Source organism: Paenibacillus sp. Y301, from assembly GCF_059445505.1.
Genome location: NZ_JCAIUL010000018.1, coordinates 1 through 14,415, shown reverse-complemented (window position 1 = coordinate 14,415; position 14,415 = coordinate 1). Strand labels below are relative to the sequence as shown.

Annotated in this window: 10 protein-coding genes; 6 read left to right on the top strand and 4 right to left on the bottom strand. The window is 42.1% G+C overall.

The annotated features are described in order from the left end of the window. The first annotated feature begins 88 nt into the window (after positions 1-88). Positions 89-1,486: a PDZ domain-containing protein gene (locus AC1D69_RS22055; protein WP_495458282.1), complete on the top strand. Its 1,398-nt coding sequence runs from the start codon at positions 89-91 to the stop codon at positions 1,484-1,486. 31 nt (positions 1,487-1,517) lie between these two features. Here the strand turns inward: AC1D69_RS22055 and AC1D69_RS22050 are convergent, their stop codons facing one another. Together AC1D69_RS22050 and AC1D69_RS22045 are read right to left on the bottom strand one after the other, a co-directional pair. Beyond that, positions 1,518-2,186, bottom strand: coding sequence for a response regulator (locus tag AC1D69_RS22050; RefSeq protein WP_495458281.1), 669 nt, complete (start codon positions 2,184-2,186; stop codon positions 1,518-1,520). 19 nt (positions 2,187-2,205) lie between these two features. Further along, positions 2,206-3,300: a sensor histidine kinase gene (locus tag AC1D69_RS22045; protein WP_495458280.1), complete on the bottom strand. Its 1,095-nt coding sequence runs from the start codon at positions 3,298-3,300 to the stop codon at positions 2,206-2,208. 236 nt (positions 3,301-3,536) lie between these two features. Between AC1D69_RS22045 and AC1D69_RS22040 the strand changes: the two genes are divergently transcribed. From AC1D69_RS22040 to AC1D69_RS22030, 3 genes are read left to right on the top strand one after another with little or no spacing between them, the layout of a single operon-like run. Further along, positions 3,537-4,472: an ABC transporter ATP-binding protein gene (locus AC1D69_RS22040; RefSeq protein ID WP_495458333.1), complete on the top strand. Its 936-nt coding sequence runs from the start codon at positions 3,537-3,539 to the stop codon at positions 4,470-4,472. A gap of 13 nt (positions 4,473-4,485) precedes the next feature. After that, positions 4,486-5,673, top strand: coding sequence for an ABC transporter permease (locus tag AC1D69_RS22035; protein WP_495458279.1), 1,188 nt, complete (start codon positions 4,486-4,488; stop codon positions 5,671-5,673). Beyond that, positions 5,666-6,823: an ABC transporter permease gene (locus tag AC1D69_RS22030; RefSeq protein ID WP_495458278.1), complete on the top strand. Its 1,158-nt coding sequence runs from the start codon at positions 5,666-5,668 to the stop codon at positions 6,821-6,823. Before AC1D69_RS22035 ends, AC1D69_RS22030 begins: the two co-directional genes overlap by 8 nt. Positions 6,824-7,085: 262 nt before the next feature. On the opposite strand, the gene AC1D69_RS22025 is transcribed toward AC1D69_RS22030, so the two are convergent. Beyond that, a complete protein-coding gene (locus AC1D69_RS22025; protein WP_495458277.1) occupies positions 7,086-7,901 on the bottom strand; it encodes a flagellar motor protein MotB in 816 nt (271 codons plus the stop codon). After that, a complete protein-coding gene (locus tag AC1D69_RS22020) occupies positions 7,885-8,697 on the bottom strand; it encodes a flagellar motor protein (RefSeq protein WP_495458276.1) in 813 nt (270 codons plus the stop codon). The genes AC1D69_RS22025 and AC1D69_RS22020 overlap by 17 nt, the downstream gene beginning before the upstream one ends. A gap of 170 nt (positions 8,698-8,867) precedes the next feature. Between AC1D69_RS22020 and uvrB the strand changes: the two genes are divergently transcribed. Then, the gene (gene uvrB, locus AC1D69_RS22015; RefSeq protein WP_495458275.1) at positions 8,868-10,859 is read left to right on the top strand and encodes an excinuclease ABC subunit UvrB; all 1,992 of its coding nucleotides are present in this window, start codon (positions 8,868-8,870) and stop codon (positions 10,857-10,859) included. 77 nt (positions 10,860-10,936) lie between these two features. Next, positions 10,937-13,798, top strand: a complete 2,862-nt coding sequence (gene uvrA / locus AC1D69_RS22010; protein ID WP_495458274.1) for an excinuclease ABC subunit UvrA — start codon at positions 10,937-10,939, stop codon at positions 13,796-13,798. Positions 13,799-14,415: the final 617 nt, after the last annotated feature.

The following is a 14,415-nucleotide window of genomic DNA, read 5'->3' as shown; positions in this document are numbered from 1 at the left end:
TGAACGTTAGCCTTCTTTTTTCTTTTAGGATTTTAGAGTGTTTGGCTAGTTATCCGTTGTATGAGATATGAAGGAGTGTGACGAAATCTTGGATGTGGCTTTAGAATTATTATGGAATGTGAGTGATGGCTTAATCCAGTTGTTGACTCAGCCCTTTTATTATATTTCAATTCTATTTATAATGTTGTTTTATCGTCAGCAGGTTCTCATGGAACGGAAGTTATTTCATGTTCGATTGCATAGTTGGGGATTACAGACTTGGCGAACCATTATTGGGGGACTAGTGGGAGGGGTATGTGTCTCGCTGGTTATAGCCTTTCTAGGGATTTCCTTAACTAGAGAAGCTATTATTTGTATATGGGTTGTTACCCTAGTGTTGTTATGCTTACGTTTGAGATATTTATGTTTCGCTTATGCCATTGGCATATTAGGTGTCATACAGTTTATCGTGGGTTTCTTTCCAGAATGGCAACCTGTGTCGTCGTCTATGGGGACGATTGTGGAAACGGTGAGGGATTTAGATATACCTGCTCTTCTAGCTTTGGTAGCTGTGCTGCATTTGGCAGAGGCTATTCTCGTGAAGAAACAAGGTCCATCATTCGCCATGCCATTACTCGTTGAGAGTAAACGTGGAAAGTTAGTCGGAGGATATCAGATGCAAGCTTTTTGGCCGCTACCTCTATTTCTACTCATTCCAGCCCAGACAACAGGAAGTGTCTTACCCTGGACACCTTTATTAGGAGGCGGTGATTGGAGTGGAGGCTTCAGTCTGTTAGCGCTCCCGATCATGATTGGATTTGGAGAAATGACACAGAGTTTGTTACCGAGACAAAAGGCGAATATCACATTCAAAAGGCTACTCCAGTACAGTATCATTCTTCTTGCACTTAGTTTACTCTCTGCGTGGTGGAGTCCGCTTATGATTGTTGCAGCACTAGCCAGTTTCTTAATACATGAAGGATTGATCTGGCTCAGTCGTTTAGAAGAACAGCGACGCAGTTCAATATTTGTCCATCCCACTCAGGGGCTGCGTGTATTTTCTATCGTTCCTAATAGTCCAGCAGAGGAACTTGGTATTGTACCTGGAGAGACCTTGCTGAAAGTGAATGGCGTAACTCTCCGTACGAAGGAACAGCTTCATAGTTCCTTGCGTATGAATCCTGCTTTCTGTAAGTTGGAAGTTCAGAACTTAGCTGGAGAGAGTAAATATCTCCAACGTGCTATTTATGCAGGGGATCATCATCAGTTAGGTGTTATTCTGGCACCAGGCCAAGATGTTAGTGTGACCGCTCGCATGAGTCCTGTTAGCATTTTTCAGATTATCAGTATGAGATTAAACACTCGTAAACGTTCTTCCTTAAGAGACGATGCTCAGACAGCTGAGAAGCAGGTGACGCTTGCCATAGCGGAGATAGCAGCAACTGTGGAGCTAGAGAAAGACTCAGATTTACCCGAACCTGTTATACGATATCCATGGGATCGATAGTAGACAGGCTAGCTAGTTTCGTTCTTAATTCTTAGTTCACATCATCTTTGAGGTATAGAATAGCAATCTGAGTTCGATCTCTCAGCTGTAACTTGCTTAACACCTCTGTAATATAATTTTTTACCGTACCTTCGCTCAGGAAACATGTCTGGGCGATTTCTTTATTTGAGAGCCCTTCTGCAATATGACGGACGATACGCTGTTCCATAGGAGTCAGGCCGTATGGCTCCAACCTCAGAGCAGCGGAAGTTTCTGACGTCTGTGGGCTAGAAAAAGCAGCAGGACGAAGGAATGCCGTCAATTTACGAGCGATATCAGGATGGATCAGAATATCACCTTTGTATACTGTTTTAATACCATGAATAATGCGTTCTGGAGGAATGTTCTTGAGTAAGTAACCACTTGCGCCATTCTCTAACGCTTGAATAATATACTCGTCATCATCAAAAGTAGTCAGCATAAGTACACGTGTATGAGGAAATTGCTCCTTTACTCGTTTGGCTCCTTCCACCCCGTCACATATAGGCATACGAATATCCATAAGTACAACATCCACATGGATCCCCGATTGCATAAGTTCTACGGCATCCGCACCGTTCGCGGCACAACCTACGACCTGAATATCAACATCCATGGCCATGAATACTTTCAGACTCTCACGAATGAACTCATCATCATCTACGATCATTAATGATATCAACTAGAATGTCCCCCTTGTTCTAAATGATTTCCTTATTCTTGTATACGGGAAGTATGGTTGTGATAGTAAAGGGGTGTTCCCATTGAATATCCATACGCCCTCCTACGAGTTGAACACGTTCTTGCATCCCACTTAAGCCCATTCCTTGTTGTCTTGTATTCGTATAGGAAGGTAATGCAGTAGCACCATTGTTACTGACATACATACTTACTTCACCATTTCTGAAGGTAAGCGTGATCTCCACCGAAGAAGCGTTACCATGCCTGAGAGCGTTCGTTATCGCCTCTTTCGCATTTTTGTATAATACAATTTGAAGGCTTGGATACAGTTGAAAGGGGTCTCCTTCAATCGTAAGGGACGTATGAATCCCGGTCTCACGCCCTGTCTCTTCGAGCAATCGATCAATGGCATATTCATCCTTCAAAGAAGTCGGAGGACGCATTCTCTTCACCGTATTACGCATGTCGTCCATGCTGTCTGATAGCTGGTCTCGAATCTGAAGCATCATTTCCATCCCTTTAGAATAATTAGAAGGCATAATCTGAATGGCTGCTTCCATCATCATTTTGATTCGGATTAAGCGATGACCAATATCGTCATGAAGTTGTCTAGCGATTCGGTCACGTTCTCCTGATTGGGCAGAAGCCTCCACGTGATGACTAAATTCTACGAGGCGCTTACGTGTTTCTTCTAATTCGTAGTGTTTCTTCCGAAGTTCGTCATAGAGATGAACAGTAACCTCATGCCGGGTAACGGAAAGTTGTAATAGTCCTAATAATGCGGCAGTTAACAGGAGTATACAGTTGAAGCAGATGATCCATAGGGGTTGCTCATGTTGAAAGGTTATATTTAAAAGAATGACATGGATACTTAACATGACCAAGCTGATCAAGCGATGTGGTAATCGAATATAGACAAATAGGGAAGAAAGAGAAACAAACAACATTAAATACCCATAGGTGTGGCATAACCAGACAGAGAATAGGATTTCTAAGCAGGATAGAAGTCTTTTGGCAGAATGGTTGAGCGTGAATCGACCCATGACAACGAGGAGTAAATAAAGTAGCAACGTGAATAGGAAGATCCCATTATTGTCGTATTGATATATGTACATAGAGATACATCCGGCCGTTATGATCAAGCCGTAGCGAAGAATAGTTAGATAGGAGGACAAGATAGCAACATCCTTTATAAGTCGAAATAAGCCTAGATGGTTTTATTATAGCATAGGACCAGAATGTGGAAGGAGATGACTTTCGTCACCTACAACGTATGACCTTTAGTACCTCTCAGATCGATTGAACTTCCGTACAATGAGAACTATAAGCCGAGGATGAAGGGGAAATGATTATGGCGTTTGTGGAGATTAAGGATGTTGTTAAACGGTATGACACGAATATATCGGTAGATCATTTAAATCTAAGTATCCAGGAAGGCGAAATATTTGGTCTATTAGGGCCGAATGGGGCTGGAAAAAGTACAACGATTAACATGATGAGCGGGTTAATGAAATTAGATCATGGAAGTATTCATGTCGATGGAATATCGGTATCTGACCGACCTCTTGATGTAAAGAAACAGATTGGCCTTGTTCCTCAGGATTTAGCGGTATATGAGACGATGTCTGCGACAACGAATGTTACCTTCTTTGCCAAATTGTATGGACTTCGGGGAAAACTACTGAAGGAACGTGTAGAGGAAGCATTAGAGTTCGTCGGCCTTCAGGATCGAGCTAAGGAACTACCAGCGACTTTCTCGGGAGGAATGAAAAGAAGGTTAAATATTGCATGTGCAATTATGCATCATCCCAAGTTAATTATCATGGACGAACCTACGGTAGGTATCGATCCTCAGTCGCGGAATCATATTCTTGAATCTGTTCGGACATTAAATAAAATGGGATCGACGATTATTTATACAAGTCATTACATGGAAGAGGTAGACGCCATCTGCGATCGTGTAGCCATTATGGATCAAGGACATGTGATTGCATGTGGCACACAGCATGAGTTGCGAGAACGTTTATCAAGTGTGGAGAAGATTGTGATTCAGGCAACGCAGATTTCAGAAGCTGTGATCGACGAGTTGAAGCTTCATCCAGGAATATCAAGAGTCTCGACTAAGGAAGATGTAATGGAGTTATATGTGGAATCGTCTCAACGGGAATTACAAGATATTCTATTCATCTGTGCCAAGCACAATGTCATTATACAGTCGCTGGCATGTGAAGAACCTAATCTCGAGTCTCTTTTTCTAAATCTGACAGGTCGTAAGTTGCGCGATTAGGGGGTGAGAGTAGATGAATATGTGGATGATTGCATGGTTTGAACTAAGGAGAATGTTACAATCGCGTTCGGTGGTTCTCAATCTTTTTCTATTACCATTACTATTAATATTTATACTAGGCACAGCCCTTTCAAGCTTCTTTAGTTCAAATGATGAAACACTTGATCTTGAGCCTGTCAAGGTTGCCATTGTAGATTATGTAGGCGATAGCACAGAACTAACCTCTCAGTTACATGCCTTTCTACGCAGTCCCGAAATTGTGAAAATGATTTCGTTGAGCAATGTATCTACGACGTCCGAAGCGGAGAAGTTGTTACGATCGAAAGAAGTAGATTATGTCGTGACCGTTCCTACTGATTTCGATCAGTTAGTGATGAAGGGAGAGGAAGCGAAGCTCCAGCTGATGCTTGGAAGTGACAGAATGGCGAATAGGGTTGTAGGAACCATATTTGATAACTTCTTGGATGAAATTAATCATGCACAAGGGATTATGGCTGTCATGGAGACGCTGGATATGAGTCAAGAAGCAATACCTGCTTCATCTTCGCCTGAGGATGCTCGTTCCTATGTCACAGTAGGTAAATTAAGTGATGAGGCATCCACTTACTCAGCTTCGCAGTATTATGCAGTGGCGATGTTAATGATGTTCCTACTCTATGCGGGTAGCACGGCTAGTAGCAGTCTATATGAAGAAAAGGATAACCATACATTATATCGTTTACAGTCAATGCCCGTACCGCATATTCAAATATTAGTAGGAAAAATGATTGGAAGTAGTATTGTTGCAATGGTTCAGACGATTGTGATTATTACCGTATCCTCGACATTATATGGAACGTACTGGGGAGAACAGCCTTTGTTGTTAGCAATAACCTGTATGTTAATCATTGTTGCATCGATGACGATCGCAGCTCTTGTATCCTTCACCGCGAAGAATAGTTCAAGTGCGAATAACATTTTCCAATTTATGATTACAGTAATGACATTCTTTAGTGGGGGATTTATTCCCATTCCGATGGGTATTTTGCAGAGTATCGGAAAACTAACGGTGAATCATTGGGGGATGGAGAGTATTTTGCAAATCATGTTACATGGAAATACGTCTGAAATTATGTCGAGTATAGGCGTTCTGTCATGGATATGCGTAGCGCTATTGGGTGTTACAGCTGTTGTATATCGAAAGGTGGGGTACCATGCATAGCTTAACGATTGCTGTGAATATGGTCAGAAGAATTATTGGAACCAAGAAGGGGTTTATGATGTTTATTATTCTCCCGTGTATCGTGGTAGCCGCTACCATTGGGTTGATGGGTCAGAGTGGTGACTCGAAGGTGACGATTCCTTATGTGAATCAGGATCTCGGTCCGGTAGGGCAACATATCATTGATGAACTGTCTAGAAGTGGGGAGTATAGGCTGAAGCCTTTGCAGGGAGAAGATGAACTCCGGCACGCAGTTGTAAAAGATAAAGAGGAACTCGGAATATGGATTCCTTCAGATTTCAGCGTGCAATTGCTTCAAGGAAATACACTAGACATACAGGTATTTGAACTGATGAGTAGCGAAGTGAGCTATACGCTCAAACTGAGCTTAAATAGTCTAGTCGGAAGGTTAGAACAAACAGCAGGCATGATCCGTTCAATGAATATAGACACGGGTGAATCGCTGGAGATCTTGGGAAAAGGTTTACAAGAAATAAGTAAACACTCAATCACATCGGAGAAAACGGACTTTAATCTCTATGTTAAACCTGGTCTTCTCAATGTAACGGGATTTACACTTATGTTCATGATGGGATTGGTGTCCGGTATCGTCCGAATGATATTGGATGATCGTAGAAATAGAACATTGGCACGTATTTATACCGCTCCAGTAAGGACATACCAAATCGCACTGGGTCATATGTTAGGTAGTCTCTTTGTTGGCATTCTTCAAATTCTCACGATTCTCATATTGAGTCGATGGGTGTTGGGCTACGAGTATAATATTCCCTTCTTAACACACGTACTCATCTTAGGGTCTTTCATGTTAGTAGCCATGGGTATTGCTAGTACTGTGGCTGGGTTGGTACGAAACCCCAATAATGCAGCTATGATTAATTCAATGATCATTACGCCAACATGTATGATTGGAGGATGTTTCTGGCCATTATCCATCGTGCCTGAATACTTACAAAAGGCAGCTAATTTCGTTCCGCAGAAGTGGGTAATCGAATCAGTGGAGAGAATCGCTTCAGGTGGCCAATTGTCGGAAATCTGGTTACCCTTGGCTATTCTAGGGTTGATGGCGGCAATTCTGCTTGCGATTGGATCTGTTGTGCTACGACCGAGTGATACGGGGGTTGGTGTGTAGCGGCTTTCTTGATTATATACCGCTTCCTCATGACACAATATCCGGTTGATGATTTATTTTACCAGAAAAATGATCATTCAAGCACTGATTATGACGTTGATCTAAAGGAGTAGGACTTCTTTTAGACATAGAAAAGCTCCCATCATTATAGTAGTAGAAGTTTTTTTTCTACTGTCTACTCTGATGGGAGCTTATCAGGTTGATTACTGATCTGCATTTTCTTGTGCATCAATCTATATGTTTTGATAGGACATACGATGTTTTACTCTTTTTGCAATTGACGAAGAACAATAATTTCTACACGCCGATTATTCTGACGACCTTCGGTAGTTGTATTATCTCCAACGGGTCGTGTATCCGCATAACCTGCGTATTGGAATCCCTCGGGGCTAAGATGCCCTTTCTCTAGAAAGAAGCGTAGAATCGAAAGTGCACGTGCCCCTGATAAATCCCAGTTGTCGTGATATTTAGGTGAATAGGTGATAGGTAAGTTATCAGTATGGCCTTCAATACTAACAGTAGTTCCTAGATTCTTGAAAAGACTTGCAAGCTTGGCTAACACAGGAGCAGATTCAGGTTTGAGGTCAGCTCTACCAGCATCAAATACGAACTGATCACTCAGGGTGATTGAGATCCCTTGGGGCTCATCCGCCACAAAAATCTGATTCTGTAATTTATTGTCGGTCACATATGTAGAAATGACGGACATTAATCCTTGTAATTCAAGTTCCTGTTCTCTGAAAGCTTGTTCACGTTCGGTTAGCTTAGTTGCCGCTGCAGCTTTCTCGGGCTGCGGTATTGCCGCTGTATTGGGATTCTTATGTGTATAACTATCGGCAGTACCCGTCACCCCGGATCCTTGCTCCAGAATAGAATCACCGGCAGAGAATGTCGTTTGAAGAGATTGAATAATATCCGTATATTTACTTTTATCCAGGGTACTCATAGCATACATCATAATGAAGAAGATCAGCAGAAGCGTAATTAGATCTGAATAGGTAATGAGCCAACGATCTCGACTGCTATCTTCTGTATGTCTTCCGCGACGACGAGTTTGCACTCTAGTCTGTTGTCTCATCTAGAATCCCTCTCTTCATTGAAGGGGATGAAGGAGCAAAGCTGAAGTCCTTCGTCTTACTCGTTCCGAATGAAATCTTTTTACGGACAATTTGAGGGTGTTCTCCGTTCTGAATCGCAAGAATACCTTGAAGAAGAAGCTCCATATTCTGAATTTCATCAGCACTTCGCGATTTAATTTTGGATGCAATGGGCAAAAAGATAAGGTTAGCACTCGCTACACCGTAAAGTGTGGCGATAAAAGCAACGGCAATGGACGGACCTAATCCTGTCGGATCAGAAAGACTGCCAAGTACATGAATAAGTCCCATGACTGTACCGATAATCCCCATCGTAGGCGCGTAACCACCGGCGGAATCGAATATTTTGGCATATCCTTCGTGCTTTAATTCAGCCCGATCCATTTCAATTTCTAAAATCTGTTTGACAAGTACAGGATCTGTTCCATCTACCACCATCTGCATACCTTCGCTAAGGAATGCATTAGAATGATCTTGTGACATACGTTCAAGAGCCAATACACCACTGCGGCGTGAAGTATTTGCCATATCAACAAGATCTTCAACTAATTGGTCCATATCATTCTCTTGTCGAACGAATGCATAACGAATCGCTTGAGGAAGAGTCTTCAATCTTGCAGCTGGAAAACTAATGACAACAGCTGCAATGGTCCCACCGAATACGATGAGTGCTGCTGTCTGTTGAAATAATCCTGTAAATGCCCCCCCTTCCAATAAGAAGCCTCCGACTAATGCGGCAAGGCCTGCTATTAAGCCAAATATTGTAACGATATCCATTGTTGTTAACCACTCCAATCTCATTGTTTGGATTTGCATTCCTATCTGATCCGAGTATAATAAATGGGAACAGATATTCTTATAAAGTTGAATATTACTTATTATAATATATATCGGGAAAACTCGACATAAACTTTAACTATTTTAGATGAAAAAGGTGGTATTGTGCAATGAGTGATATTGTGATTAGTAACAAGCAGTTTGAGCTTGAATCGGAATACTCTCCGCAAGGCGATCAGCCGACTGCCATTGAGGAGTTGGTAACGGGGATTAAGAATGGTCAGAAAGAGCAAACATTGTTGGGTGCAACGGGTACCGGCAAGACGTTTACTATTGCTCAAATGATCTCTAAGGTCAATCGCCCTACGCTTGTAATTGCACATAATAAGACGTTGGCCGCACAACTTGCAGCAGAGTTTAAGGAGTTTTTCCCTAATAATTCGGTGGATTACTTTGTCAGTTATTACGACTACTTTCAACCTGAAGCCTATATTCCTTCAACAGATACCTATATTGAGAAGGATTCAAGCATAAATGAAGAAATTGATAAACTTCGTCACTCGGCGACAAGTTCATTGTTTGAACGTCGCGATGTTATTATCGTAGCGAGTGTCTCGTGTATCTACGGTTTAGGATCACCACGTGAATATTCAGATTTGTTACTCTCTTTACGTGTTGGGATGGAGAAATCTCGCAATGAGATTCTGAGTCGACTTGTCGATATTCAATATCAACGTAATGATCTCAACTTTGTGCGTGGTACGTTTCGTGTCCGCGGTGATGTAATAGAAATATTTCCTGCTTCCAAAGGAGAACAGGCCGTTCGCGTTGAATTATTCGGCGATGAAGTGGAGAGAATTACTGAAATTGATGTGTTAACAGGTGAGCTTGTGGGAGAAAGAGATCATATTGCAATATTCCCAGCATCTCACTTCGTGACAAAAGAAGAAACGATGAAGATTGCCTTAATTAATATTGAACGAGAGCTCGAAGAGCGATTGGAAGTACTGAAGTCCCAAGGAAAGTTATTAGAGGCTCAAAGGTTAGAGCAACGCACAAGATATGATATTGAGATGATGAATGAAGTTGGATTCTGTTCTGGGATTGAGAACTACTCAGGACCGCTAACATTCCGTGAACCAGGAGCAACCCCCTATACATTAATGGACTACTTTCCAGATGATATGCTAGTCGTTATTGATGAGTCACATGTAACATTGCCTCAAATTCGAGGAATGTATAATGGTGACCGTGCGCGAAAGACCATGCTTGTAGAACATGGCTTTCGGTTACCCTCTGCACTAGACAATCGTCCATTAAGATTCGAGGAGTTCGAAGAGAAGGTTAACCAGATCGTCTATGTATCAGCTACACCAGGTCCGTACGAGCTCGAGCATTGTGAGACGATGGTACAGCAGATTATTCGTCCAACAGGTCTTCTAGATCCCATTATCGAAGTTCGACCTACGAAGGGTCAGATTGATAACCTTATCGAAGAGATCAGACTTCGGATAGAACGGGATGAACGAGTGCTTGTTACTACACTAACGAAGAAGATGTCAGAGGATCTAACAGATTATTTGAAGGAAATTGGCATCAAGGTTAGGTACCTACATTCCGATATTAAGACGTTAGAACGGTTGGCAATCCTTCGTGACTTACGTCTCGGTACGTTTCATGTATTAGTGGGTATTAACTTACTTAGAGAGGGTCTTGATTTACCCGAGGTATCTCTTGTTGCTATTCTGGATGCCGATAAAGAAGGATTCCTTCGATCAGAGCGCTCCCTTATCCAGACTAGTGGACGAGCGGCACGTAACTCAGAGGGTTATGTCATTATGTATGGTGATAAGATTACAGATTCTATGCGCAAGGCCATTGATGAAACGGCTCGTCGACGTACGATTCAGATTGCATACAACGAAGAGCATGGAATAACGCCACAGACGATTCAGAAGAAGATTCGCGATGTCATTGAAGCTACGAAGGTTGCTGAATCCAAAGCTGATTATCTCACAGGAAATGTCTCGAAGATGTCGAAGAGAGATCGTCTGTCCGTGATAGAGCGGCTTGAGGTAGAGATGAAGGAAGCAGCCAAGAACCTACAATTCGAAAGAGCGGCAGAGTTACGTGATGCCTTATTAGAGTTAAAAGCTGATTAAAAATAAATAAGTGATACGCGATCGAGGATGAATCGCTCTCTACACAAGTGTGAAAGATGATAAGGAGCTGATAACCGTTGGCAAGTGAAAATATTATTATTAAGGGCGCTAGAGCCCACAATCTGAAAAATATTGATATCACCATTCCGAGAAATCGCTTTGTGGTGTTAACAGGGCTGAGTGGCTCCGGTAAATCCTCTTTGGCATTCGATACGATTTATGCTGAAGGCCAACGGCGTTACGTGGAGTCTCTCTCAGCCTACGCACGTCAATTTCTAGGCCAGATGGAGAAACCTGATGTGGATTCCATTGAAGGGTTGTCACCAGCGATTTCCATTGATCAGAAGACTACAAGTCGCAATCCTCGCTCCACCGTGGGAACCGTGACTGAGATTTATGATTATTTGCGCTTATTATTTGCTCGAGTAGGTCATCCTCATTGCCCAACACACGGTATTGAGATTACATCACAGACGATAGAACAAATGGTTGACCGAATTATGCAATATCCAGAGAAGACGAGACTACAGTTGTTAGCGCCCATCATATCCGGACGCAAAGGTGAACACAAGTCATTGTTTGCAGATATTAGCAAGCAGGGTTTTGTTCGGGTACGGGTTAATGGCGAACTTAGAGACCTCTCTGAAGATATTGAACTTGAGAAGAATAAGAAACATACGATAGAAATCGTTGTAGACCGTATTGTCGTCAAGGACGATGTAGAAGCAAGACTTGCAGATTCCATTGAGACAGCTTTGAAGCTTTCGGGAGGACAATTATTAGTTGATGTCATGGGGGAAGAAGAACTGCGATTCAGTTCAAATTTCGCTTGTCCTATTTGTGGATTCAGTATGGAAGAATTATCACCAAGGATGTTCTCTTTCAATAGTCCATTTGGAGCTTGCCCCGAATGTGATGGTTTAGGTGTCAAAATGATTGTCGATCAAGATTTACTTATACCAGATATGAGTAAATCGATTGAGGATGGTGCATTCGTAGCGTGGACAGGAAGCACATCGAATTATTATCCTCAGTTCTTGAAATCGGTATGTGAACATTTCAAGATTCCGCAGAATGTGCCTGTAAGTGAGCTCAAGCCAGAAGAGATGGACAAGTTATTGCATGGTACAGGAGATCAGAAGATTCGTTTTAAATATGAGAATGATTTCGGGCAGCGTAAGGAAGCGCTAGTCGTCTTTGAAGGAGTTATTCCGAATCTTGAACGTCGATATCGTGATACTGCCTCGGAAGGGATTCGTGAATTCATTGAGGGATTCATGAGTGCTAAGCCGTGTGAGGTATGTAAAGGTCATCGACTGAAGAAAGAAATTTTGGCTGTGACGGTAGACAGTCATAACATAGCAGACGTGACGAGTCTTTCCATCGGGGAGGCCATGAATTTATTTAATAGTTTGGTGCTAAGTGAGAAGGAGACCATGATTGCGAATATGATCTTGAAGGAGATCGATAGCAGACTTGGGTTCCTGGTGAATGTAGGATTAGACTATCTATCCTTAAGTCGTGCAGCAGGGACGTTATCAGGTGGGGAAGCGCAGCGTATACGGCTAGCCACTCAGATTGGATCCAGCTTAATGGGAGTTCTTTATATACTAGATGAACCAAGTATTGGTCTCCATCAACGTGATAACGATCGATTAATAGCGACACTTCAGCACATGAGAGATTTGGGGAATACGCTAATTGTTGTTGAACATGATGAAGATACGATGATGGCTGCGGATCATATTATTGACATTGGTCCAGGGGCTGGGATTCATGGTGGACAAGTAATAGCCCAAGGTACACCACAAGAAATTATGGATCATCCTGACTCTTTAACGGGCCAATATCTTAGTGGACGTAAGTTCATTCCTGTAAATAGGAACCGGCGCAAGCCTGAAGATCGTTGGTTAGAGATTAAGGGTGCTAAAGAGAATAATCTTAAGAACCTTAACGTGAAGATTCCATTAGGTGTATTTAGTGCAGTAACTGGTGTGTCTGGTTCAGGGAAGTCGACATTGATTAACGAAATTCTGTATAAGAAGCTTGCTCGTGAACTAAACGGAGCTGTCAAAGCACGCCCTGGTAAGCATAAGGAAATTCTAGGATTAGAACATTTGGATAAGGTTATTGATATTGATCAATCACCTATCGGGCGTACGCCAAGGTCTAACCCAGCTACCTATACGGGTGTATTTGATGACATTAGAGATATTTACTCTCAGACCAACGAAGCTAAGATACGTGGTTATAAGAAGGGTCGATTCAGCTTTAATGTGAAGGGTGGCCGTTGCGAAGCATGTCGTGGGGATGGAATTATTAAGATTGAGATGCATTTCCTGCCGGATGTTTACGTTCCTTGTGAAGTATGTAAAGGCAAGCGATATAACCGAGAAACGTTAGAAGTTAAATATAAAAACAAAAGTATTGCAGAAGTATTAGATATGACGATTGAAGATGCTACTGAATTCTTTAAGAACATCCCACGTATTCACCGTAAGCTGCAGACGATCCTTGATGTGGGACTGGGTTATGTCAAAATGGGACAGCCAGCAACGACACTTTCAGGTGGTGAAGCTCAACGTGTGAAGCTTGCATCAGAACTGTACCGTCGAAGTACAGGTAAGACATTGTATATTCTTGATGAACCTACCACGGGTCTTCATGTTGATGATATAGATCGACTATTGACTGTGCTACATCGTCTTGTTGATTCTGGAGAAACAGTCCTCGTTATTGAACATAACTTGGATGTCATAAAGACAGCAGATTATCTAATTGATCTAGGTCCAGAAGGCGGTAGTGGAGGTGGAACCATTATAGCTACAGGTACACCAGAACAGATTGTGAAAGTAGAACAATCTTACACGGGCAAGTATTTGAAACCGGTCCTTGAACGTGATACGGAACGAAGTAAAAATATAGAAGTATTTAGTTAACTTTTGCTTATGAAGGGTGTCATGAGATTCAGATAGATAAGAGAATAGACCGAACCTCTAGCTAGAGGTTCGGTCTATTCTTTCTGAAATATAAGGAACAAATAAGGTATGACCAGCGCACCAGATCTAATTGCATCTATATTCCGATGCCGTTAACCCTCTCTTGGTATTAGAGCATTAGAAAGCTAAGTTCAATACAGAAATTTCCGTGGAGGATATGGTGCTGCAATGGGTATTGCAATGGTTACGTGTGCAAACAGGTTACCTGCATTTGTAACATCCAGATGATGAACCGTTAATAATATTAATTAAAGTAGACTCCGAAGTTCATACTTGATGATAAGAAAGACGAGTTGGATGAAGTGGAGGGTGAGCTTGATGGAGTATTGATGCAATATAAGGTGAGCTTGATAGATGCGGAAGACGAATAACAGGAAATTCTCCTGTTAATGTAACTAGTGATGCCCTCGGGAGGTAGGTTAGATGGAATTATGTAGCTAGAATAAAAAGTGGACACCTGTTAAGAGAAACTGGATAATTTACTTAACAAAGAAAGAGGTGTCCTTTTATGAGGGAACAACGACAACGGTTTAATGAGGAATTCAAAAAACAGACGG